This is a genomic window from Tateyamaria omphalii (assembly GCF_014651375.1).
GTDB classification, from domain to species: domain Bacteria; phylum Pseudomonadota; class Alphaproteobacteria; order Rhodobacterales; family Rhodobacteraceae; genus Tateyamaria; species Tateyamaria omphalii.
The window spans coordinates 498,317-520,889 of sequence record NZ_BMWT01000001.1; the positions used below are offsets into that span (position 1 = coordinate 498,317).

Annotated in this window: 21 protein-coding genes; 11 read left to right on the plus strand and 10 right to left on the minus strand. The window is 58.9% G+C overall.

The window, feature by feature from the left end:
- The first annotated feature begins 72 nt into the window (after positions 1-72).
- From IE087_RS02385 to IE087_RS02405, 5 genes are all read left to right on the plus strand, one after another.
- The gene (locus IE087_RS02385; protein ID WP_189367348.1) at positions 73-3,156 is read left to right on the plus strand and encodes an ABC transporter transmembrane domain-containing protein; all 3,084 of its coding nucleotides are present in this window, start codon (positions 73-75) and stop codon (positions 3,154-3,156) included.
- Entirely contained in the window at positions 3,156-4,061 is a 906-nt protein-coding gene (locus tag IE087_RS02390) for a CPBP family intramembrane glutamic endopeptidase (RefSeq protein ID WP_189367350.1), read from the plus strand. Before IE087_RS02385 ends, IE087_RS02390 begins: the two co-directional genes overlap by 1 nt.
- Positions 4,062-4,118: 57 nt before the next feature.
- A complete protein-coding gene (gene accD, locus IE087_RS02395; RefSeq protein ID WP_189367352.1) occupies positions 4,119-5,057 on the plus strand; it encodes an acetyl-CoA carboxylase, carboxyltransferase subunit beta in 939 nt (312 codons plus the stop codon).
- Complete coding sequence (locus IE087_RS02400; RefSeq protein WP_189367354.1) at positions 5,054-6,331, plus strand: bifunctional folylpolyglutamate synthase/dihydrofolate synthase; 1,278 nt, start codon at positions 5,054-5,056, stop codon at positions 6,329-6,331. The genes accD and IE087_RS02400 overlap by 4 nt, the downstream gene beginning before the upstream one ends.
- Before the next feature lie 138 nt (positions 6,332-6,469).
- On the plus strand, positions 6,470-7,039 hold the full coding sequence (locus tag IE087_RS02405; RefSeq protein ID WP_189367355.1) for a hypothetical protein: 570 nt from the start codon (positions 6,470-6,472) through the stop codon (positions 7,037-7,039).
- On the opposite strand, the gene zapE is transcribed toward IE087_RS02405, so the two are convergent.
- A complete protein-coding gene (gene zapE, locus IE087_RS02410; RefSeq protein ID WP_189367357.1) occupies positions 7,036-8,091 on the minus strand; it encodes a cell division protein ZapE in 1,056 nt (351 codons plus the stop codon). The two genes, IE087_RS02405 and zapE, sit on opposite strands and share 4 nt — an antisense overlap.
- Before the next feature lie 135 nt (positions 8,092-8,226).
- On the opposite strand from zapE, the gene IE087_RS02415 reads away from it, so the two are divergent.
- Complete coding sequence (locus IE087_RS02415; RefSeq protein ID WP_189367359.1) at positions 8,227-9,471, plus strand: MFS transporter; 1,245 nt, start codon at positions 8,227-8,229, stop codon at positions 9,469-9,471.
- Here IE087_RS02415 and IE087_RS02420 read toward each other — a convergent pair.
- The 7 genes from IE087_RS02420 to mbfA form a co-directional block, all read right to left on the minus strand.
- Complete coding sequence (locus tag IE087_RS02420; RefSeq protein ID WP_189367360.1) at positions 9,468-10,382, minus strand: alpha/beta fold hydrolase; 915 nt, start codon at positions 10,380-10,382, stop codon at positions 9,468-9,470. The genes IE087_RS02415 and IE087_RS02420 overlap by 4 nt on opposite strands.
- Positions 10,379-11,293: an ornithine cyclodeaminase family protein gene (locus IE087_RS02425; RefSeq protein ID WP_189367362.1), complete on the minus strand. Its 915-nt coding sequence runs from the start codon at positions 11,291-11,293 to the stop codon at positions 10,379-10,381. The genes IE087_RS02420 and IE087_RS02425 overlap by 4 nt, the downstream gene beginning before the upstream one ends.
- Positions 11,290-11,910, minus strand: coding sequence for an HAD family hydrolase (locus IE087_RS02430; RefSeq protein ID WP_189367364.1), 621 nt, complete (start codon positions 11,908-11,910; stop codon positions 11,290-11,292). The genes IE087_RS02425 and IE087_RS02430 overlap by 4 nt, the downstream gene beginning before the upstream one ends.
- Complete coding sequence (locus IE087_RS02435) at positions 11,907-12,356, minus strand: YaiI/YqxD family protein (protein ID WP_189367366.1); 450 nt, start codon at positions 12,354-12,356, stop codon at positions 11,907-11,909. The genes IE087_RS02430 and IE087_RS02435 overlap by 4 nt, the downstream gene beginning before the upstream one ends.
- Positions 12,353-13,183 carry an S-formylglutathione hydrolase gene (fghA, locus tag IE087_RS02440; RefSeq protein ID WP_189367367.1) on the minus strand — a complete coding sequence of 277 codons (831 nt, stop codon included), beginning with the start codon at positions 13,181-13,183 and terminating at the stop codon, positions 12,353-12,355. The genes IE087_RS02435 and fghA overlap by 4 nt, the downstream gene beginning before the upstream one ends.
- Positions 13,184-13,283: 100 nt before the next feature.
- Entirely contained in the window at positions 13,284-14,207 is a 924-nt protein-coding gene (locus IE087_RS02445; protein WP_189367369.1) for an AEC family transporter, read from the minus strand.
- 28 nt (positions 14,208-14,235) lie between these two features.
- Complete coding sequence (gene mbfA / locus IE087_RS02450; protein WP_189367370.1) at positions 14,236-15,210, minus strand: iron exporter MbfA; 975 nt, start codon at positions 15,208-15,210, stop codon at positions 14,236-14,238.
- Positions 15,211-15,347: 137 nt separating this feature from the next.
- Between mbfA and IE087_RS02455 the strand changes: the two genes are divergently transcribed.
- The 5 genes from IE087_RS02455 to IE087_RS02475 all read left to right on the plus strand — a co-directional run bounded on the left by IE087_RS02455 (position 15,348) and on the right by IE087_RS02475 (position 20,838).
- Positions 15,348-15,965, plus strand: coding sequence for a TetR/AcrR family transcriptional regulator (locus IE087_RS02455; protein WP_189367372.1), 618 nt, complete (start codon positions 15,348-15,350; stop codon positions 15,963-15,965).
- Between the two features lie 77 nt (positions 15,966-16,042).
- Positions 16,043-17,701: a Y-family DNA polymerase gene (locus tag IE087_RS02460; protein WP_189367373.1), complete on the plus strand. Its 1,659-nt coding sequence runs from the start codon at positions 16,043-16,045 to the stop codon at positions 17,699-17,701.
- Positions 17,702-18,003: 302 nt separating this feature from the next.
- On the plus strand, positions 18,004-18,849 hold the full coding sequence (locus tag IE087_RS02465; RefSeq protein WP_189367375.1) for a penicillin-binding transpeptidase domain-containing protein: 846 nt from the start codon (positions 18,004-18,006) through the stop codon (positions 18,847-18,849).
- Between the two features lie 188 nt (positions 18,850-19,037).
- Positions 19,038-19,946 (plus strand): polysaccharide deacetylase family protein, encoded by a 909-nt coding sequence (locus IE087_RS02470; protein WP_189367376.1) that lies wholly within the window; start codon positions 19,038-19,040, stop codon positions 19,944-19,946.
- 349 nt (positions 19,947-20,295) lie between these two features.
- A complete protein-coding gene (locus tag IE087_RS02475) occupies positions 20,296-20,838 on the plus strand; it encodes an inner membrane-spanning protein YciB (RefSeq protein WP_189367378.1) in 543 nt (180 codons plus the stop codon).
- Positions 20,839-20,846: 8 nt separating this feature from the next.
- Here IE087_RS02475 and paaK read toward each other — a convergent pair whose 3' ends face one another.
- Together paaK and paaI are read right to left on the minus strand one after the other, a co-directional pair.
- Positions 20,847-22,139, minus strand: a complete 1,293-nt coding sequence (gene paaK, locus IE087_RS02480; protein WP_189367380.1) for a phenylacetate--CoA ligase PaaK — start codon at positions 22,137-22,139, stop codon at positions 20,847-20,849.
- On the minus strand, positions 22,136-22,570 hold the full coding sequence (gene paaI / locus IE087_RS02485) for a hydroxyphenylacetyl-CoA thioesterase PaaI (RefSeq protein WP_189367382.1): 435 nt from the start codon (positions 22,568-22,570) through the stop codon (positions 22,136-22,138). Before paaI ends, paaK begins: the two co-directional genes overlap by 4 nt.
- Positions 22,571-22,573 lie beyond the last annotated feature (3 nt).

The following is a 22,573-nucleotide window of genomic DNA, read 5'->3' on the forward strand; positions in this document are numbered from 1 at the left end:
TGTTTCCAACGCGTGGCGCCCGGCTGTATTGGCAGCCAATTGGATCGTGGGCGCTGCCGATTGGGATAGACAATGGATTCCAGTATCTTTGCTTTTATCTGGAAGCACTCGAGACGCGATCAGTTGATGCTGCTTGCGCTGACCGTCGTGACCTTCCCGTTTCTATACGCCACGCTGGAATTGCCCAAGCGTATCATCAACGATGCCATCGGGGCGACGGATAGCATCATCAACGTCTTCGGTTATGAGCTGAGCCAGATTCAGTTTCTGTTGGCCCTGTGCTTTGGCTATCTGGTGGCCGTGCTGGCGCATGGTTTGCTCAAGATGCGGCTGAACACGATGAAGGGTGTGACAGCTGAGCGTCTGCTACGCCGCTTCCGGTTCCAGTTGATCAGTCGCATGCTGCGGTTCCCCCGCAGTTACTTCCGCTCCACCAGCCAGGGTGAGCTGGTGAGTATGGTCACGTCCGAGGCTGAGCCGATGGGTGGCTTAATGGGTGACATGGTGGCCCAGCCCGTGTTCCAGGCAGGCCAGATGCTGATCATCGTGGTGTTCCTGTTCCTGCAATCAGTTTGGTTCGGGCTGGCCGGTATCGCGCTGATCCCGCTGCAGGCGTGGATCATCCCCATGCTGCAGCGTCGGATCAACCTGCTGAACAAGGACCGGATCAAGCAGGTCCGTGCCTTTTCGGCCGAGATTGGCGAGAGTGCGGCGGGTATTTCGGATCTGCGCACCAATGGCGGTCTTCGCTATCGGCAGGCGCAGTTCACCGACCGGCTGGGCCGGATTTTCGAGTTGCGGTTCAAGATCTACCAGCAGAAGTTCTTCATGAAGTTTCTCAACAACTTCATCACGCAACTGACGCCCTTCTTCTTCTATTCGGTGGGGGGCTACCTTGCCATCCGGGGTGACATCACGGTGGGTGCTTTGGTGGCTGCAATTGCGGCGTACAAAGACCTGTCCAGCCCATGGAAAGAGTTGCTGACCTACTACAACCAGACGCAGGACATGTCCTTGCGTTGGGAGATTGTGACCGATCGCTTTGCCCCGCGCGACATGATCGACGAGGCGCTGTTCGAGGGTGAGCCAGAGGTCATTCCGCATCTGCAGGGTGATATCGTTCTGGACAACGTGACCATCCGCAACACAGAGAACACGCCCGTTCTGGAGCGGATCGATCTGACAATCCCCAAGGGTGCGCGGGTTGCGATCCAAGTTAAGAACCAGACCGAGCGAACGGCGCTGGCTGAGTTGCTGACGCGAGAGGTTTTGCCGACGCGCGGGGCGATCACCATCGCAGGGCACGACCTGTCAGAACTGCATCAGGAAGTGGTGTCTGCGCGTATCGGTTATGCCCAATCACGCCCATATCTGTTTGACGGTACGTTGGGCAGCAACCTGTTGATGCCGCTGATGACCCGCCCGAACACCGTGCCTTGGGACCAGGGGCGCAAGGACCGGTACGCGACCGAAGCGCTGCGGTCCGGCAACAGCCTGGACCGCGTGGACACGGATTGGGTGGATCCAAGCCTAGCTGGTCTGGGCACCGAGGATGAAGTGCGGGCGTGGTGGTTCGAGTTGGTCGAGGCCATGGGCATCGACGAGTTCATGTTCCGCCGTATGCTGGTCAGTCACATCGATCCGCAGCAACACCCGGAACTGGCTAAAGCCATCGTGGACTTGCGTCCGGCCGTTGAGGACTGCCTGCGTGAAAAGGGTGTTCTGGATGCGGTACATCGCTTTGATCCAGATGAATTCAACCCGGCGGTGCCCTTGGGGGGGAACTTGTTGTTTGCGTCCCCCTCGCGCGAGATTTCCCAACAGGGGCTTGCCCGGGATCATCGGTTCATCAACCTTGTCTTCGAGCACGGGCTGGCGGAACAGGGCATTGCCATCTCGCAGACCTTGATCGAGACGCTGCACCAGACCTTTGGTCGCGACGGCACGAGTCATCCGCTGTTTACCGCGCTCAACATCGAAGAAGAGATGTACGAGCAGCTTGTGGACATTTCCCAACGCCGTCGGGAACGGGGCGATGTGGCGCTGACCGATGACGAATTTTCATTGCTGCTGACGGTGCCGTTTGCCTTTACGGCAGAACAGATTGGTCCCGCCTTTCCCGAAAGCTTCAAGAACGAGATCGTGCAGATCCGTAGGACAAGCGGTGCCGCCTTGCGGGCGCAGACCGAGGAAATCTTTATTCCCATTGCGCCGGATACATACCTGCCGCGCCTGACCTTGTTGGAGAACGCTTTGTACGGTCGGATGTCTATGGTCGCCGGCACCAAGGGTGAGGTGATCGAAGACTTGGTGGCCGAACTGATCAACGACAATGGGTTGCGCCGACAGGTGGCCGAAACCGTTTTTGATATTCCTACCGGACTTGGTGGGGCGAATTTGCCCACGATCTTCCACGAACGCGCAGCCTTTTCCCGCGCAGGGATCAAGCGCCCAGATGTGCTGGTTCTGGATCGCGCCCTGGCGAGTCACAGCGCTGATCAAAGGCGCGAGACCCGCGCCGCGCTGCGCAAGCTGTTGCCGGATGCAACGCTGATCTTCCTCGAAGAGAGTTTCAATAATCCCGACGCCTATGACCTGTTTGTCGAGATCAAGGATGGGCGTGTGGACGGTGTTCAGGCCCATGACGAAGATGACGAAGAAACCGATGATCTGAGCCGCAAGCTACGCGTCATCGCACGGGCAGAGCTGTTTTCTGGTGTGGAAAGCCGGAACCAGCGCCTGTTGGCCTTTGCGGCGCAATGGTACACGGCCGAGCCGGGGCAGCGCATATTCTCGATGGAGGAAAAGCCGGACGCGGCGTATCTGTGCGTCAAGGGCAGCGCTGTGCTGAGCTATGACAGCGATAACGGTGAAGACCGTCAAGTGTCGATCATCGAACCCGGCCGTTTGATTGGTGATCTTGCCATCATCCTGAACGAGCCTCGCCAGCTGCACTTGACCGCTTTGACTGAAGTGACATTCCTGCGTATCGGCGCAGCCGAATTCCGCGCGGTGCTGGAGGAGGATTCTACGGTTCTGATGAGCCTTTTGCACACGGTTGCCGGCCATTTGACCGGTGCGGCCGAGTTGTTGCGCCAAGCCAACGTGCAGATTCCGCAAGATGAGGGGCCGCCACCTCCGCCGTTGGACGCGTGATGGGTGTTCTGAGTTTCGACTACCGACCGCATGACATGTTCGTTGCACCGGCACGAGAGCGGGCACAGATTTGGCGTCTGGTTTTGGGTTTTGTGCTTGTCGCGGGCTTTTTCCTTGTGCTCAGCCAGTTGGTGTTTGGCACCATTCTCGGGTTGCTTGAGCCGGCGGCTGCCCGCGCGCTTTTGCAGGATGCGCAAACGGGTCAGACCGCCGGTGGTATGCTGCTTTTGCTCTTCCAGCTTGGCCTGCTGGCCGTTGCCGCCGCCATGGTTGTGATCATGGTGCATAATCGGCGTCCCTCGACTCTGATCGGGCCGATTGGTCTGGCCGTGCGGCAGTTCGGGGCGGTTTTGTTCATGATGTTCCTGCTGACCGTCGCGCTGTTGGTCCTGCCGCCCTATGACGCGGGTGAGCCGCTTGCTCTGAACATGCCTGTTGGCCGCTGGTTGATCCTTTTGCCCTTCGCCCTTGTCGCAGTGCTGGTCCAGATCGGCGCAGAGGAGATTGTGTTTCGCGGCTATCTTCAGCAGCAGCTGGCGGCGCGGTTCAGATCGCCCCTGGTCTGGATGCTTGCCCCTGCCGTTCTGTTCGGAGCGGGTCACTACCTTCCGGAAAGTGCTGGCAGCAACGCGTTCACCATTGCGCTTTGGGCAACGATGTTCGGCCTGCTTATGGCCGACCTGACCGCTAGGTCCGGTACGTTGGGCCCGGCCATGGCAGTCCACTTTTCCAACAATGTTTCTGCCATGGTTCTGACCGCAACCCCGGACGAGATGTCGGGCCTTGCCTTGTACGTTCTGCCCTTTGGCATGGGGGACGAAGCAGCGATGGCGGCGTGGCTGCCTGTCGACTTCGGGTTCATGCTGGTCAGTTGGTTGGCGGCCCGCCTCGCAATCCGCGCCTGATTGCATTTGCTGGCCCACCGGATTATCTGAAATGCGGAACGGCAGCAGGAAGCCCATATGAACTGGATCACCAATTACGTCCGGCCCCGGATCAACTCGATCTTTTCGCGGCGCGAAACCCCGGACAATCTGTGGACCAAGTGTGATGAGTGCGGCACCATGCTTTTTCACCGCGAGCTGTCGGACAATCTGAACGTCTGCACCAATTGCGGCCACCACATGGCAATCACGCCGCGGGATCGGTTCACAGCGCTGTTTGACGGAGGCGTCTTTGCCGAAATTGAAGTCCCTGCGCCGCTCGCTGATCCGCTGAATTTCCGTGATCAGAAGAAGTACCCTGATCGGATGAAGACCGCCCAGAAGTCCACGGGCGAAAACGAGGCGATGTTGGTCGCTGCAGGTGAAATGGGCCGCACGCCCATCGTTGCCTGTGCGCAAGACTTTTCGTTCATGGGCGGGTCCATGGGCATGTATGTGGGCAACGCGATCATTGCTGCCGCTGAAGAAGCAGTGAAACTGAAACGCCCGCTGATCCTGTTTTCGGCCGCCGGTGGCGCGCGGATGCAGGAAGGCATCCTGAGCCTGATGCAGATGCCGCGCACGACCGTTGCCGTACAGATGCTGAAAGAGGCGGGCCTGCCTTACATCGTTGTCTTGACCCATCCCACGACCGGCGGTGTGACGGCCTCGTATGCCATGCTGGGCGACGTGCATATTGCCGAACCCAACGCCCTGATCTGTTTTGCCGGGCCGCGCGTGATCGAACAGACGATCCGCGAAAAGCTGCCCGAAGGGTTCCAGCGGGCTGAGTATCTGCTGGATCACGGGATGCTCGACCGGGTGACCAAGCGGACCGAGATGCGGGAAGAGTTGATCACCATCACGCGGATGCTGATGGGCCAACCGCCAGCCATCAAGGGTGATCTGCCAGCCCCTGAACCCGATGCTGAACCGGCACCCGAAGAACCTGTTGCAGAAGACGCCGCCAAGGAATGACCAAAGGTTCTGACGCCATCCTTGCACGGATGATGGCGCTGCACCCCAAGGTGATCGACCTGACGCTGGACCGCGTGTGGCGACTGCTTGAGGCGCTGGGCAATCCGCAGAATGATCTGCCACCCGTCATTCATATCGCGGGGACCAATGGCAAGGGATCGACCCAGGCCATGATCCGCGCGGGGCTTGAGGCTATGGGTCATCGGGTGCACGCCTACACATCCCCCCATCTTGCGCGCTTTCACGAGCGGATACGGCTTGCCGGGGCGTTGATCTCGGAACCCGATCTGACCGCCTATCTGGATGAATGCTATGCCGCCAATGGTGGCGAGGACATCACCTATTTCGAGATCACGACCTGTGCGGCCATCCTTGCCTTTGCCCGCACCCCGGCGAACTATACGCTGCTTGAGGTTGGCCTGGGTGGGCGGTTGGACGCAACCAATGTCATTGATGCCCCCGCACTGACGATCATCACGCCCGTGTCCATGGATCACGAAGCGTTTCTTGGCGACACATTGGCCAAGATTGCGGGCGAAAAGGCTGGGATCATCAAGCGCGGGGTGCCCTGCATCGTTGGTCCGCAGGACGAAGATGGGCTGGATGTGATCGAGGCGCAAGCCGCGCGGTTGGGGGCGCCTGTGCAAGCGTATGGGCAGCATTGGCATGCAGCGCCCGAGCGCGATGGCATGATTTATCAGGACGAGGTGGGCCTTTTGGACCTGCCGCGCCCCGTTTTGCCAGGCGATCACCAGATACAGAATGCGGGCATGGCCCTTGCCGCATTGCGCCAGCTTGGCTGTGATGAAGCCGCATGCCACGCTGCAGTAACGCAGGCACATTGGCCTGCTCGGATGCAGCGGTTGCGCTCGGGACCTTTGGCCGAACAAGCGGCACAAGCGGGGGCAGAGCTGTGGCTGGATGGCGGGCACAATCCTGCGGCTGGGGCGGCGCTGGCCAGCGTGTTGCGGAGCCTTCCGAAGCGCCCCACGCATATGATTTGCGGTATGCTGAACACCAAGGATGCGCGCGGTTACATCTCACCCCTCGCGGCTGAAGTGGACAGCCTGACAGCTCTTTCCATTCCGGGTGAGGCCAATACGTTATCTGCGGCGGATACAGCCAAAGCGGCGCGCGGGGTGGGCATGGTGGCGCACGAAGCGGAAGATGTGGGCGCGGCTTTGGAGGCGATCCTTGCCCGCGATCCAAATGCGCGCGTTCTGATCTGCGGGTCGCTTTACCTGGCTGGCGCGGTTTTGCGCGAAAACGGGTGACAATGCTCAACCCCTGAGCAGTGGAACATCCAGAAAATCACAGGATATTGACCAAATGACGTCGTTTTGGCTATATCTAGTGTAGTTTTTGGCCCCAACACGGATCAACCGTGACGGGTCTGCTTTTGGGGAAGCAGTATGTTCAGGCGTGATGATGCGACAGAATTGGCGTCGCGGGCGGCTATAGAGCCGGAGGAATACTCCTCATCCAACATCAAGATGCTGGTGATTGCGGCAACCTTTTTGGTCGTGACGATTGTGTTGATCCTGATGCAACCAGGCGGGCCCACGGTCGAAGACCAATCCTTTGCCGAGACTGCAATTGGAGGCGTTGAGGCCGAGGCCGAGGTTGCGCGTGCGGATACATCCATGTTGGAGCCGCAACCCCTGTCCGCCTCAAAGGCCGTCAGCAGGCTGCTGCGTCAGCCAATCCGACTGACTGATACCGATGCGCGCCATACGGACCTGCGTAGCCTGACGGGGATCGTACTGATCGGTTTTGGTCACACGCCTGCCCAAGATGACCGTTTGCAGGCATTGCTGGTGCAGGCTCTGACCGAGGGGCAATCAAATGCTTACATCGATGCGCTCTTGAACACAGCAGCGGCACGCGGTGAGTTCACGTTGCCGCGCCAGCTGACCACGGCTGCCGGGCGTCTGGATACGGAAACTCTTTTGGCGGCATTGATCAGTCAATCGCAGGGCTAGGCAGCCCAATCTACGCTTTGCATCTCGCGCAGGCGCGACGCCGTCCGTTCAAATTCAAACGTACCTTCGCCTTCCAGATACAACATCTCGGGCGTGTCCGCGGCCGAGCAAATCAACCGCACGCGCGCCTCGTATAGTGCGTCGATCAGGGTGACGAACCGCTTGGCTTCGTTGAAATTGCTGCGCCCCAGGCAAGGGATGTCATCTATCATCAGCGCTTTGCAAGCTTCGGCGATGGCAAGGTAATCGGCGGGACCCAGTGGTTTTGAACACAGGTCGAAAAAGCTGCTGCGCCCGATCCCGTTGCGGAACAGCGGTACGGTCACAGTGCGCCCGTTGACCGTCAAATCAAGCGGGTCAGCCGCGCCGCCGGACAGGTCAGCCCAGATGTCATCCATCTCTGCCCGTGCCGTGGCACCTAAGGGCGTGAAGTAAACCGGGCTGCCAGACAGCCGGTCCTGGCGGTAGTCGGTGGGCGAGGCGAGTTCCCAGACAAGCATCTTGTCCTTGAGCAGGTCGATGAAGGGTACAAAAAGCTGACGGTTTAGCCCGTCTTTGTATAAATCATCGGGCACGCGATTTGATGTGGTGACCACCACAACCCCTGCCTTGAACAGCGCCTCGAACAGACGTCCGACGATCATGGCGTCGGTGATGTCCGTGATCTGCATTTCATCAAAAGCGAGAAGGCGAACCGATGCTGCAACGTCTGCGGCAACGGGGGCAATCGCATCGTCCACACCACGTTTTCGTGCTGCGTGCATCGCGGCATGGATTTCCTGCATGAAGGCGTGGAAGTGCACGCGCCGTGCAGGCACATCGAGCCGCGCGGCAAAGAAATCCATCAACATGGATTTTCCACGTCCCACGCCGCCCCACAGGTACAGCCCCTTGGGGGGCTCCGGTGCCTTGCGGAACAGCCCCTTCTTGACGGGTGCTGCAAGGGCGGCGCGGATGCGCTCGAACTCGGGCAGAACAGCGAGTTGTGCAGCGTCGGCCTGTAGCTCGCCTTTGTCTACAAGCGCCTGATATTCAGTCAGCAAATCAGTCATTTCCCTGTGGTAGCGCGCAGGTTCGTCCATGGGAAGCATCGTCAGTTCAGGATTGGTTAAGTGAGGCACAGAAATCCTGATTTGACCTGCGCGGTCATCTCCATACAGTCGCGTTGATTGTTTGAAGGAAACGTCATGACGGCCACCCGCCAATCCATCTTCACCCCGGTTTTGATCGTGGGCTGTGTCATCATCATGGTCAGCTTTGCTGTGCGGGCGTCCTTTGGTGTCTTCCAGATCCCGATTGCCGAAGAATTTGGTTGGCTGCGGACCGAGTTTTCGTTGGCTATCGCGATCCAGAACCTTGCATGGGGCATCGGGCAGCCGATCTTTGGCGCGATTGCCGAGAAGATCGGGGACCGCAAGGCGATCATTATGGGTGCGCTGACCTACGCGGCAGGGATGGTTTTGTCGGCTTGGTCGACCACGCCAATTGAGCACCAGCTGTATGCCTGGCTCGTGGGCTTTGGTGTCGCGGGGACCGGCTTTGGCGTGATTCTGGCCGTCGTGGGCCGCGCATCAAGTGATGAGAACCGGTCTATGAGCCTGGCCATTGCAACGGCGGCCGGGTCTGCCGGTCAGGTGTTTGGCGCGCCTTTGGCCGAATGGATGCTGACGGTGATGACGTGGCAGAGCGTGTTCCTGATCTTTGCCGCCGCCATTGTTGCCTTGATCCTCTGCCTGCCGCTGATGCGGGCCCCCGCCATGGCGTCGAAAGCTGAACTTGAAGAGAGCATGGGAGAAATACTGGTCAAGGCGTTCAAGGATCCGTCCTATACCTTGATTTTTCTCGGGTTCTTTTCCTGCGGCTATCAGTTGGCGTTCGTCACTGCCCATTTCCCCGCCTTCGTCACCGAAGTGTGCGGGCCGATTGTGCCCGGCAGCATGCTGCACAATCTGGGCATCACAACGACATCAGCATTGGGGGCGTGGGCCATTTCGCTGATTGGCCTCGCCAATATCGCCGGCACGTTGGCTGCGGGCTGGGCGGGCAAGCGGTTTTCAAAGAAGTACCTTTTGGCGGGTATCTACACCGCCCGCACGCTGGTGGCCGCGCTGTTCATCATCTTCCCAATGACACCGATGACCGTGATCGTGTTTTCCATAACGATGGGTTCCCTCTGGCTGGCGACTGTGCCTCTGACCAGCGGGCTCGTCGCGCATATCTACGGGTTGCGGTACATGGGCACGCTCTATGGCATCGTGTTTTTCAGTCACCAGTTGGGGTCGTTCCTGGGGGTCTGGCTGGGCGGCCGGATGTACGACCTCTACGGTTCTTATGAACAAGTGTGGTGGATTGGTGTTGCCGTTGGGGCGTTCAGTGCGATCGTGCACCTGCCGATCCGCGAACGGCCTTTGGCGCAGACGGCTGCCACCTAACCGCGCGACGACCGGATTGCGTCCAATACCGCGTCGGTATGCGTGTGCGGCAATGCGTGACCTGCGCCATGTATCACAGCTTGCTTTGTCGCCGGGTTCCATGCCGCGAGTGTATTCTTGCTGGTCAGGGGGATCACATCGTCCTGATCGCCCCAGACGGCGAGAACCGGAACGCTAGCCGCTGCGATGGCGCGGTGTTGGTCTTCACATGGAGTTCTCAGCAACCCGCGCAAGCTGGATAGGACGGCGGGAAAGTAGCCACGGCGCCCGGTTTCTTTTTCTTGCAGGTCATAGATACCCTCGACCGACGTGGGCACATGTGCTTCGGACGCGATCCCGCGGCGAACTTCCCACGGGTAGGCGGCCAGAAACAGCCAATCTCCGATAAATGGCAGGTCACGGGCAACCGCGATCTTGCGACCTGCGAGTTCGAACATCCCTGCGGGAGCCAAGAGGATCAGTTGTTTCACCCGTTCAGGATGGCGTGCAGCGAAATGGGCCGCGATTGCACCGCCCATCGAATAGCCAAGGACCGTCAGATGATTGCCCACATTCTCATGTGCCAAGAGGTCGGTTAGCTGTTGATCAAAGAAATCGGCATCCTGCCTTCCGCCCGCGCGGTCCGAATATCCGCGACCATAGAGGTCATAGACCAGCACCCGGAACCCCATGAGCGCCAGCCCTTTGGCCATGCCGTACCAGACAAAGGATGGTGTGGTCAGGCCGTGAATGCACACGGCGACGGGGCCACGTTCAGGCCCCAGCCATTCGAAATGCGTGGTGCCTTGCGACAGCAGTGCAAACTGACCCGGGGCCTTGGCCCGCACCGCATCGGTCATGCCCGAGCGGGTGAGTTCGGTGGTGATCGGGATTGCCAGCAGGCCAAGCAGCACCAGCGTGACCCACATCATTTTGCCGTCCACCGATTCAGGATGTAGCGGCTGGTCATCAGGTCCAAATGCGCGCCGCCCCCGTTCTTGAATAGGGTGATATCATCGGGCGCGCGTTGGAACGCATCCAGATCATAGTAATCAGCCAATAGGTGGTCGCGGGTGATTGCGCCTGCCTCAAGAGGGATTTTCACCTCGCCTATATGGCCGATGGTGGTGTCGAAACTGTCAACAAAAACGCGGGACGTCAGGAGAGCCTTGTCATCCACTTCACGCATGTCTGGCCGATAGGCGCCGATCAGGTCGATGTGTTGTCCGGGCTGCAGCCACTCGCCACGTATCAGCGGTTCGGTCGACATGGTGGCGCTTGTGATGATGTCGGCGCTGCGGACGGCCTGTTCCAGATCATTGGCCACGGTCAGCATTGGGCGTTCTGTTGCCATGGCCAATGCATTGGCGCGGGTACGGTTCCAGACTTGAAAATGTGCCTCCGGGAAAGCGGCCGAGTACGCATCATGCAGCGACTGCCCCACCGTTCCTGCCCCGACGATCAGGATGTTTTTGCTGTCAGGGCGTGCCAACCTGCGCGCCGCCAGCAGGCTGTCGCCCGCCGTCTTCCACTTGGTCACCAGATGAAAGTCGATGATGGCCTGTAGTGTCCCGTCACCATCGGAGTACAGGTTCACACCGCCATTGATCATCGGTGCGCCGCGACCGGGATTGCCCGGAAACACGGTGGCGGTTTTGACTGCCATGCCCATCCCGTCGATCCAAGCTGCCCGGCTCAGCAATGTGTCCGGATCGCGATAGAGGAACGTGTCGCCAATCTCGGCCTTGGGAAGCGTGTGTCCTTCGGCCAGCGCGTCGGTCAGGCCGATCCAGTCCAACAGGGCCTCGCCTTCGGCAAAGGGGATGAATGGAACGGATGTCACGCCGCCTCGCTTTCGGTCAGTAGCCCCTCTGAGACAAGGCGTTTGGCCCAGCCTTCGGGCCCATTAAAATGGTGGGTTCGCCACCCGCGCGCTTGTGCGGCGTTGATGTTGTCGGCGCGATCATCCGTGAAAATCAGGCTGTCCCCGCTCAATCCGCTGGTCTGCTCCAGCATCTCGTAGATGGTCGGGTCGGGCTTGATGACCTGCATGTGGCCCGAGATGAAATCGCGGTCGAAGTCGTTCAGAAAATCGTAGCGGGTGGCGGCAAAGTCGTAGCTTCCAATCCCGAAATTCGTCAGGGAGAAGACGGGGATGCTTTTGGTCTGTAGCGCCTTCATCAAACGGACCGAATGGTCGATGGCGGGCGATGCCATCTCGATCCAGCGGTCATGCCACATGCGAATCTCGTCCCGCCATTCTGGGTAGTCTTCGGCTGCAGAGTAGATGGTTTCCTTGAACGGGTGGCCCATGTCCACCTTGTCGTTCATGCCGTGCAGGTCGACCTGCTCAAACATCGCGCGGCGGCGTTCTTCTCCGATCACGCTGTCATAGAAGCGCTCGGGTTGCCATTCGATCAGCACGTTGCCGATATCAAATACGACGGCTTTGATTGTCATCTTTTTGCTGCTCTCAATTCTCGCTCCAACGCGTCCAGAAAACGCGATCTGTCGGCCTTGGTAAAGCCCTTGCCACCGCCCTGCCGGAACGGGTCTGCTGCGCGCAAGTCCGCCATCAGGTCCCGGGTGGCCAGCACATTGCCGATATTGGCCTGTGTCAGGGCCTCGCCATTGTGTTTCAGAACCCGTGCACCGGATTCTACGCACTTGGCGGCGAGGGGGATGTCTCCGGTGATCACCACGTCACCCGCGCCCGCCCGGTCGGCGATCCACATGTCGGCGACATCGGGGCCTTCGGGCACGATAACAGTCTCTACCAAGGGGTTTTGCGACGGACGCAGGCCACCGTTTGAAACGATTTTCATGGGCACTTTATGCCTTGTGGCGACCCGCTCCGCCTCGGCTTTGACGGGGCAGGCGTCTGCATCGATGTAGAGCGTTGTCATGCCCAGAGGTGTTCTGCGTGGAAGGCGACGTGATCTTCCATGAAGGTAGAGACGAAGAAGTACGAGTGGTCGTATCCCGGTTGCAGCCGGAACTGGATCTGCTGGCGTTTCGCAGCGGCGGCTTCGGCCAATGCTTCGGGTTTCAGCAGGTCCATGAACTGGTCGTTGGTGCCTGTATCGATCAGCATGGGCCCATCAAAACCGCGATCACGCATGCACATGGTTGCGTCGTGTGGCGACCACAGTTCTTCATCAGTCCCCAGATAGGCCGTCAGCTGCTTGCGTCCCCAATCGCTGGCCGTGGGGTTGGTGATGGGCGAAAAGGCGGAGACCGACCGGAACTGTCCCCGCGGGGACATCGCCATGGTCAGTGCGCCATGCCCGCCCATGGAGTGCCCGGTGATCGATTGGCGGTCCATGTCGAGGGCGAAGTTGTCGCCAAGAAGTGCGGGCAGCTCTTCCATCACGTAGTCCCACATGCGGTAGTGTGGCGCCCACGGCTTTTCGGTCGCGTTCACGTAGAAGCCCGCGCCTTTGCCCAGATCGTATCCATCATCGTCAGCTACGTCATCGCCGCGTGGGGAGGTGTCGGGAAAGCAGAGAGCAATACCGTGCTCGGCCGCCCAAGCCTGTGCGCCCGCCTTTGTCATGGCATTCTCGTGTGTGCAGGTCAGGCCCGACAGGTACCACAGCAGCGGCACAGGCCCTTCCTTGGCCTCTTCCGGCAGGAACAGGCCAAAAGTCATTTCGCATGAACAGGCGGTCGAGGCGTGGGTATAGACCCCTTGGGTGCCGCCAAAGCAGGCGTTTTCGGATTTGGTTTCCATGGGCGTGATCCTTTCGTTGTTCTATCGCTATCCGGCGTCGGGCCGTGCGGCAAGTTTCGGGAGCCTCCGGCGGGAGTTTATTCGGCAAGATGAAGATGGATCAGCTGATCCAGGCAATAACTGCCGTTAAAGTTGCGACGCTGAGTGTGGTTGAGACAAGGATTGCTGCCGAGACGCGTTGTGGAGCAACGCCGTAGTGCTGGGCGAGCATGTAAATGTTGCCTGCGACTGGCATGGCGGCGCAGGCGATGATCATCGCTGCGCCAAAAGGTTCAACGCCGAACAGGAAGATTGCGGAAAACGCGACAAATGCGGGGTGCAGCACCAGCTTGCAGAAGCTGAGCCAGCCCGCGATCTGGATGCGTTCCGCTGATTTCGAAGCAAGGGAGGCCCCGATGGCAAAGAGGGCGCCCGGTGTGGCGGCGCCGCCGAGGATGCTGAGAAAATCATTCATTGGATCAGGGATCGGAATCTGCAGGCCGGACCACGTCAGGCCAAGTGCCATGGCGACGATCATCGGGTTTTTGACCAGTCCGATGCCAATGGTCTTGAAGATCGCGCGAGACATGCGCCCGTCCCGTCCCACGGTGATCAGAATGACGATCAGGCTGGAAAACACTATCAGGTCTGTGGCCAGCACTAGCATGACCGGGCCAATGGCTTGCGGGCCAAAGAGAAGCGCCAGCATTGGCAGGCCGAGAAAGCCTGCGTTTCCGATCACTGCGCACTGTGCTTCGACTGCATTGGTTTGGACGTCGAGGCCCCGCAGGAAGCCGACCAACGTCGCAATGCCGTACACGAACGCTGTGCCCCAGAGATATGCGGCAACCAAACGTCCGTCCCACACCTGCGCCAGTTCCAGGTTGGCTGCAAAGCGGAAGATCATGGCTGATAGCGCGAAGTAGAACACGAACTTGGTCAGGTAGGCGGTTGCCTCTTCCGTGAAGAAACGCGTGCGTCCAGCCCAGTATCCAAGGCCGATCAGGGCGAAAAAGGGCAGGGTCTTCAACAGGATCGGCAGCATGGGTCAGCAATAGCGCGTGTCGTATCGGCTATCCACTGCCGATCAGCACACCCGCTGCAAAAACAAGGGCGCCGCCCACAACCACCTGTAGTGTTGCGCGCCAGAACGGCGTGTCCATATACTTGTTCTGAATCCATGCGATGGCCCACAGTTCGACAAACACCACAAGGATTGCGGTGATAGTGGCCGTCCAGAAATCGGGGATCAGGTAGGGCAGCGCGTGCCCAAGACCGCCGACCGTTGTCATGATGCCGGATGCAAAGCCGCGTTTGATCGGTGAACCGCGTCCCGAAAGCTCGCCGTCATCGGATGCCGCCTCGGTAAATCCCATCGAGATGCCTGCGCCCACGGATGCGGCTAGCCCCACAAGGAATGTGGTCCAAGTGTCCTGAGTCGCAAAGGCCACTGCGAAGATTGGTGCGAGGGTCGAGACGGAGCCATCCATCAGACCGGCAAGGCCCGGCTGCACATAGGTCAGTATGAACTGGCGCCGTTCCTTGTCGTCCTCTTGCGTCCGGGTGTCGGGATCAAGATGGGCGGCCTCCAGTGTTTCAGCCTTCGCTTCGTGGCCAGCCTCGGCCGCCGCAAGGTCGCCCAGCAGTTTCCGTGTTGCCGCGTGGGATGATCGGGCAGCCGCCGCAGTGTAGAAGCGTTCAGCGTCGCGCTCCATTGCTTCGGCCTCTGAGCGGATGCGCGCAAGGCTCAGGTTTTCAACCAGCCAGACAGGTTTGCGCGCGTAGTAGCCGGACACGTGTTCGCGCCTGATCAAAGGGATTGTTTCGCCGAACCGGTCGCGGTGCAGGTCGATGAGGCGCTTGCGGTGGTCGTCTTCTTCCAGTGCCATGCCTTCGAAGATGGCGGCGCTTGCGGGGTAGTCTTTGCGAAGTCGTTCAGCATAGCCACGGTATATGCGTGCGTCATCTTCCTCGGAGGAAATGGCGAGGGCCAGTACCTCTTGTTCTGACAAGTCGCTGAAGCGTTTGCGTTGAGTGGTGAAACGCACGGGGGCCACCTGATTTTTAGAATCATTCCAAAGAATGAATGCATAAACCATGAGTGATGCAATCCCGCCTGTCGCTTTTTTATAGAAACTGAACGGAACAGTTTATATTGTGCGGTGGCTTTCATGTAGGAATCTTGATGAACGACGCATCCCCCATTGTCCGCAAGGGCCGGAAGTTCGACCAAGTGCTTGACGGTGCGCGCGATGTTTTCATGGTGGATGGGTTCGAAGGTGCCAGTGTGGACGATATCGCGCGTGCGGCCGGTGTCAGCAAGGCGACCTTGTATAGCTATTTTCCGGACAAGCGGCTGCTGTTCATGGAAGTGGCCAACATGGAATGCGCACGACAAAGCCAGTCCGCTATTGATTGCATCGACATGACTGCGGCCCCCCGAGACGTGCTGTGCCAGGCTGGCAAGCATTTTTTGCGGTTCATCACGTCGAAGTTCGGGCAGCAGGTTTTCCGTATATGCGTTGCAGAGTCGGATCGTTTTCCCGAGATCGGGCGCGCGTTTTACAAGTCCGGCCCGGAGCGTATGCGATCCGAAATGGGTGAGTACTTCCGTACTGCTGTGGAGCGTGGAGACCTTGATATCGAAGATTTTACGTTGGCTGCTGATCAATTCGGTGAATTGTGCAAGGCCGATATCTGGCCGCGGCTGATGTTTGGGGTGATCGATTCCGTGTCGGACGCTGACATTGATCGTGTTGTGGACAACGCGGTAGAAACCTTTCTGGCCCGTTACGGCACCTGACCCCCAAATCTGATTGCTCGACTCCGATAGGCGACTCAGCGTATTTAAGAGTGGGAACAAAAAGAGAACAAGGGATCGTGTCCACCCGCCGCATACTGTCCATCTGGTTCCCCTGTCTGGGTGCCGAGCGTCTGATCCGTCGCCAGCCCATGCTGGGGGACCGGCCCGTGGCTGTGGTCGAAGAAAACCAGAATATGCAGGTAATCACCTCTTTGAACGGGGTGGCGCAGGCCGATGGCTTGCAGGTCGGGCAACCTGTGCGTGATGCCCATGCCATGTGTCCGGGGCTGCTGACATTTCCCCGGAGCCCACAAGGTGAGGCGCAGTTTCTGGAAGCGTTGCAGCGCTGGGCGGGCCGCTTTAGCCCCTGGGTTGCGCCCGAGGATGGGGATGCACTGGTGGTGGACCTGACCGGTTGCGCGCATCTGTTTGGAGGCGAAGAGCAGTTAATGCAGGTCGTGCAGGACGATTGCACTGATCTGGGGCTGAGCGTGTTGGTGGGGTTGGCTGATACGCGCCGTGCGGCTTGGGCCTTGGCCCGGTATGCAGGCAAGGCAACGGGGTCGGATCGGTCAGGGGATTCCATCGATCAAGAGGCTCGTGCTACGCGGTCGCGCGCGGGCAAGCGGCGGCACTGGACCAAGGGCGGAACTGCCCCTGCTGTTACGGCCCAAGCCCCGGATACTAGGCGAATTGCACAACCGGGCCAAACGTATACTGCGCTGTCCCCCTTACCCATTGCTGCCCTGCGGTTAGAGCCTGATATGACAGCACAATTGGGTCGCCTTGGGCTGCGTCGCGTTGGGGATTTACTGGGTCAACCGCGCGCCGGATTGGCGCGCCGCTTTGGCCGTGGGGTGGTTTTGCGGCTGGATCAGGCGATGGGTAGCGCGCCCGAGCCTGTGTCCCCGGCCAAGCCGCCGGATCATTTTGCGGTGCGGATGACGTTGCCAGACCCTATCGGCTTGGCCGAAGACGTTATGGCAGCCATAGACCGTGTGCTGCCCCGTCTTTGCAAGATGCTTGAGGACAAGGGGAAAGGTGTGCGGCAGGTCATGCTGCAAGCCTATCGGAGTGACCATGCGGTCGAGACTGTTGAGGTGGGTCTGGCCCGTCCCAGCCATGACCCGCATCGCATCCGACCGTTACTGGAAATGAAGATCGAGGACATTGATGCAGGCTTTGGCATTGATATGATCCGCTTGTTGGCTGTGCAGGTCGAGCCCGTCCATGATGTCATGACTGTCGGTCATCGTGAGGCTGGGGCAGCCGTGCAGGCACGCTTGAACAATGCCAACGCTCTGGACGATCTGATCGGGCGGCTGGGCGCGCGTGTCGGGCTGGACGCGATCCGGCGCTTTGAACCGGCAGACAGCCATATCCCCGAAAAGTCCCATAAAATCATGGCGGCTGCATGGTCGAAGCCACACAAGGGGCCTTGGCCGAAGCCGACCAACCCGCGGCCTTTGTTGCTATGGCACCCCGAGCCGGTGCACGCCCCCGCGACACCTGTGTTCCCCGAGACGTTCCGGTGGCGCGGTATGGACTTGAAACGGCATCGTGCCATTGGCCCGGAACGGATTGCGCCGGAATGGTGGCTGGACGATCCGAACTGGCGATCAGGAACGCGGGATTACTGGGTTGCAGATACAGAGGACGGGCAGCGGTTGTGGTTGTTCTATGCGCACGGTGCTACGATGTCGCCAGGGTGGTTTTGTCAGGGATCTTTTGCCTGAGTCGATAACCCCATCAACCAGCGTCCGGGAATTTCCGGGTCCGCATTTTGTGCCCAATGCCGATGCCCGCAACCGCCTTGTGTGGGTCGGGATGACACATGAAGACCGTTGCGCGGTTTCTGGCTTACCGCTGGATCAAGCCGAGAAAGTGGATTGTCGAATCGGTGGTTGGATTTGATACCAAAAGTACATGCGGCCGTATGCAGAAAGCCAAATTCTGGCCTGTGCGTTTCCGCCCATGTCTTTGTAAATAAACCGCAAATTCAAATATTTTTCGAATTTGTGCATCAAGGAAACAAAAAATGAGCAGTACTCTAACCAACCGAAAAGGCGGGCGTCCCATGGCACGTATCCTTACGATTTTCACATTCTTTTTAACCCTATCGAGCGCGGCGACCGCTACCGAGGCACCGATCAACATATCGCAAGTGATTGTTGACGAGGGCGTCGATACGCAGGCATCGACAGTAATGGTCCAACGCCTGTCAGACGGTCAGCTTTGGGTAAGCAACGCCGAGCGATCCAAGGAGCGGTTTTCGCCGGCATCCTCATCCAAAATACCGCATACCTTGATCGCGATTGAAACCGGTGTCGCCACTCCGGATGCGACCTTCAAGTGGGATGGCAAGTTGCGCTGGGTCGAGGCGTGGAACCGTGACCACAGTTTGAAATCGGCTTTTCAGGTTTCAGCGGTCTGGGTCTACCAGGAAATTGCGCGGCGGGCCGGTTCGGCGACAATGCGGGATTGGTTGCAACGATTCAATTATGGCGACGCCAATGTTGGGACCGAAGCAACGCTGACAACCTATTGGCTGGACGGCACATTGCGTATTTCCGCCACGGAACAGATCGCATTTCTGCGTCAGTTGGCCGAACGCGACTTGCCGCTTTCAGACACCACCTACGCGGCGGCCGATGAGATCATGCAGGCTGACTCAGGTGATGGCTGGACAATGTACAGCAAGACCGGCTGGTTTTCGGACCGCGGCGCCATGGACATTGGTTGGTATGTCGGCTGGGTCCGCTGCAGTTCTGATACCTATGTATTTGCAATGAACATGGACATGCCCAACTCGTCCTTTAGAAACCTACGGATTTCTACGGCAAAGGCAGCATTGAACGATATTGGCGCCTTTGATTGCCAGTAAGGGCATTAAAAAAGCACGGCGCAGCGCGCCGTGCTGACCTGGCGCACGACATTGACCGCAAAAATCGCTCCATGTGCCAACACGTTTGCAGGAGAGCCAAAGTGATCCCAACAAAGTCATTTCAGAAGCAGACGATGAAGGCTCGGTGGGCAGAGTTGAAGCACCTATTGCGCATCGGCTGCCTTGCAATGCTTACCCTGTTGTGCGGTGGGCACATGGTTGTGGCCGAGGAAACGCGCCGTATTTCTTTCAGCTTCGATGATGCACCGATGGACGCTGGTCCGCTTTTGGATGGTCGGGCTAGAACGAACATGTTGATCGCTGCGCTTGATGCGACAGGCATTCGCGGTGCAGCATTCTTTGTTCTGACCCAGTCGCTTGTTCAAAATCCTGATGGGGCGGAGCGTTTGCGCGCATACGCAGATGCCGGGCATGTGTTGGCAAATCATACACACACCCATCCGTGGCTCCGTGCGACGGAACCACCGGAGTATCTGGCAGATATCGACCGTGCAGCGGAAATGCTGGCCGTGTTCGACAACGTCCAACCGTATTTTCGCTACCCGTATCTGGATGAGGGCAACACACGGCAAAAACGATTGGCGGTGATCGACGGCTTGCAAACGCGGGGTCTGTCGAACGGCTATGTCACGATCGACACCTATGATTGGTATATGCAAGCACTTGTTGCCGAGGCCGTTGAGGCGGGCCATCAGATCGATATGCGCAAGCTCGGACAGATCTATGTCGAAATTCTGGTCGAGACGATCGAGTTTTACGATGCGCTGGCCTTGCAAACGCTCGGACGTCATCCGGACCACGTGCTTCTGTTGCACGAAAATGACTTGGCCGCCATGTTTGTCGATGACTTGGCCGAAGCCCTCACGCGCGACGGGTGGGAGATCATCCCAGTTGCCGAAGCTTACACCGACACCATAGCCGATATGCAACCCGACACGCAGTTCAATGGTCAAGGGCGCGTTGCCGCTATTGCGCATTCCAACGGAGCGCATCCCAGGCAACTCGTATCACCCACGGAGGAAGAGGACATCCTCAGAGCGCGGTTCGTCGCAAGTGGTCTGCTTCCCCGCCAATGATTTTACGCAACTTGGAAACAAACCCATATTTGTTGTCTTACCGCGCCTTCTGCCTTGGATGGGCGAAGCAAGCAGTGTCCGTCGACTGACTCAGATGGTCAGACTTGAAATGACAGGGCGCAACCCGATGGTCATTTCCCCGTCTCCAATCAAAGTTGTGTAGGTCCCGAACTGCTTGAGAACCCCCCGTCGCCGGCGTTTTGCAGTTGTTTGAAACAGTCGAGATCGTCGCGTCAAATGGCCCATGAACGTCAAAACCCGGGGTGGGTGAACGGGAGAAACAACGACACCGAGCGGAATTGACTTCGGACATCTTGTCGGCGCCGCATTGGATGATTTTATCGCTGCAATGGATCGTCGTATTGCATTGGAATTTTTGCCGGGCGCTGCGTTTTTGCTGGGCTACGCCACGGGTGGACTGTTGTGGGCTGCCGGTCTGGCCGTCGGGGCGACAGCGCTGGCCGTTGGTGTGCGCTGGCGATGGGATGGCAGTGTTCCGTGGTTGGCGGTGTCGACATTGGTTCTTGCCCTGATCCTGACGGTGCTGGGCATCGTCCTGAATGATGAGACATTTGTGCTGATCCGTCCAACAGTGGGTGCCGTTGCATTTGCAGGTATTCTTGCGATCGGTGCTTTTGTGCGCCCAAGTTTGCTGGAGCGCACGCTGGGCCATGCTTTGGAGATCGAGCCAGAAGGTTGGCATGTGCTTCACGCGGCGTGGATTGCGATCACACTGCTGTCGGCTGGAGCGAATGAAGTTGCGCGACAGGCGCTCAACACAGATCAATGGGCTATCTACAATGTGCTGTCGGATCCGCTGTTGTTCGGTCTGATTTGGCTGGCAACGTGGTCGGTCGCATACTGGTACTGGATCGAAGAGGATGAGGCGTGATCGCGCCGTTACCTTTTGTCGACGATCCGCACAGCTTTGCCTTGTGATCGTTCGACGCGTCCGGGATCTGCCACGTCCACCGCGACACTGATCCCGACGGTTTGCTTGATCCGGCTGGCAAGCGTTTTCCCGGCATCTGCATGGTTTGTGTTGGCGTCTGCTGCCTCGCATAGTACGCGCATTTGGTCCATGCGATCCGGCTTGGTCAATTCGATCTGGAAATGAGGTGCAAGGCCGGGTGTGGCCATCAGGCATTCTTCGATCTGCGTGGGGAAGACGTTCACGCCACGCAGGATGATCATGTCGTCGCTGCGCCCTGTCACTTTCTCCATCCGTCGCATGCTGCGCGCTGTGCCCGGCAGCAATCGGGTCAGATCACGGGTGCGGTAGCGAATGATCGGGAAGGCCTCTTTGGTCAGCGAGGTAAAGACAAGTTCGCCCATTTCGCCGTCCGCGACTGGTTCACCCGAATTCGGATCAATGATTTCGGGAAAGAAGTGGTCTTCCCAGATGTGTAGCCCGTCCTTGGTTTCCACGCATTCCATGGACACACCGGGGCCGATGACTTCGGACAGACCATAAATGTCGACCGCATGCATGTCGAAGGCCTGTTCGATTTCGGTCCGCATGGCGTTGGTCCAGGGTTCGGCACCAAAGATGCCGACCTCAAGCGATGAGGCACGTGGGTCGAGACCCTGGGCATTGAATTCATCCAAAACAGACAGGGCGTAGGACGGGGTGACCGTGATCCCCTTCGGTTTGAAATCTTCGATCAGCCGTACCTGCCGGGGTGTCATGCCGCCCGAGATCGGGATCGTGGTCAGCCCCAGCGCATCCGCTCCCAGGTGGATACCAAGGCCACCTGTGAACAACCCGTAGCCATAAGCATTGTGCAACAGGTCGCCGGGTTGCAGCCCGGCGGCACGCAGGCTGCGCGCGACAACCTGACCCCAGTTGGCAAGATCGTTTTCGGTATAACCTACCACCGTGGGCTGGCCAGTCGTGCCCGATGACGCGTGGATGCGTTTCACCTGATCACGGGGGACGGCGAACATGCCAAACGGGTAGTTGGCGCGCAGGTCCTGCTTGGCTGTGAAGGGGAACTTGGCGAGATCGCCAAGAGACGTCAGATCGTCGGGGTGCACGCCTGCCGCGTCAAAGGCCGTCTTGTAGTGCGGCACGTTCGTATAGGCGTGGTTCAGGGACCATTTCAGGCGGTCAAGCTGCAGCGCTGTGATCTCGTCCCGGCTGGCAACTTCGATGGGATCGAGCGTGCTGCGATCAGGTGTGAGGTTTTTCATGTCGGGTCCTCGTCGAAATGCGTGCCTTTGATTGTGCGTGACAGGCCGCGGAATAGTGCGATCTGGCGGCCATCTGCGCCGGTCACCGTCACATCGTAAATGCCGGAGCGACCCTGCCGGTCTGTTTCAGTCGCGGTTGCTGTCAGGACTTCGTCTATCTTGCCGGGAGAAAGGTACGTAATCTGGTTTTGCTGAGCGACCGTGATCTTGTTGTAGGTGTTGCAAGCAAAGGCAAATGCGCTGTCGGCAAGTGTAAAGATCATACCGCCATGGCAGATGCCGTGCCCGTTCAGCATGTGCTTGCGCACTTGCATCGTCAGTGTTGCTGCACCGGGCGAAACATGCGCGATCCGCATGCCCAGTGCCTGGCTGGCTTCATCCGTCGCCCACATGACATCTGCGCAGCGCTGGGCGCGTTCCTGAGGCGTCATCCG

Coding starts and splice junctions, on each gene's coding strand:
- IE087_RS02415 (WP_189367359.1), top strand. CDS start 8,227: ATGACGGCCACCCGCCAATCCATCTTCACCCCGGTTTTGATCGTGGGC.
- IE087_RS02430 (WP_189367364.1), bottom strand. CDS start 11,910: ATGACAATCAAAGCCGTCGTATTTGATATCGGCAACGTGCTGATCGAA.
- IE087_RS02445 (WP_189367369.1), bottom strand. CDS start 14,207: ATGCTGCCGATCCTGTTGAAGACCCTGCCCTTTTTCGCCCTGATCGGC.
- IE087_RS02385 (WP_189367348.1), top strand. CDS start 73: ATGGATTCCAGTATCTTTGCTTTTATCTGGAAGCACTCGAGACGCGAT.
- IE087_RS02390 (WP_189367350.1), top strand. CDS start 3,156: ATGGGTGTTCTGAGTTTCGACTACCGACCGCATGACATGTTCGTTGCA.
- IE087_RS02465 (WP_189367375.1), top strand. CDS start 18,004: ATGAGCAGTACTCTAACCAACCGAAAAGGCGGGCGTCCCATGGCACGT.
- IE087_RS02405 (WP_189367355.1), top strand. CDS start 6,470: ATGTTCAGGCGTGATGATGCGACAGAATTGGCGTCGCGGGCGGCTATA.
- IE087_RS02455 (WP_189367372.1), top strand. CDS start 15,348: ATGAACGACGCATCCCCCATTGTCCGCAAGGGCCGGAAGTTCGACCAA.
- paaI (WP_189367382.1), bottom strand. CDS start 22,570: ATGACGCCTCAGGAACGCGCCCAGCGCTGCGCAGATGTCATGTGGGCG.
- IE087_RS02475 (WP_189367378.1), top strand. CDS start 20,296: ATGGATCGTCGTATTGCATTGGAATTTTTGCCGGGCGCTGCGTTTTTG.
- zapE (WP_189367357.1), bottom strand. CDS start 8,091: ATGACTGATTTGCTGACTGAATATCAGGCGCTTGTAGACAAAGGCGAG.
- accD (WP_189367352.1), top strand. CDS start 4,119: ATGAACTGGATCACCAATTACGTCCGGCCCCGGATCAACTCGATCTTT.
- IE087_RS02435 (WP_189367366.1), bottom strand. CDS start 12,356: ATGACAACGCTCTACATCGATGCAGACGCCTGCCCCGTCAAAGCCGAG.
- IE087_RS02470 (WP_189367376.1), top strand. CDS start 19,038: ATGCTTACCCTGTTGTGCGGTGGGCACATGGTTGTGGCCGAGGAAACG.
- paaK (WP_189367380.1), bottom strand. CDS start 22,139: ATGAAAAACCTCACACCTGATCGCAGCACGCTCGATCCCATCGAAGTT.
- IE087_RS02420 (WP_189367360.1), bottom strand. CDS start 10,382: ATGATGTGGGTCACGCTGGTGCTGCTTGGCCTGCTGGCAATCCCGATC.
- IE087_RS02400 (WP_189367354.1), top strand. CDS start 5,054: ATGACCAAAGGTTCTGACGCCATCCTTGCACGGATGATGGCGCTGCAC.
- fghA (WP_189367367.1), bottom strand. CDS start 13,183: ATGGAAACCAAATCCGAAAACGCCTGCTTTGGCGGCACCCAAGGGGTC.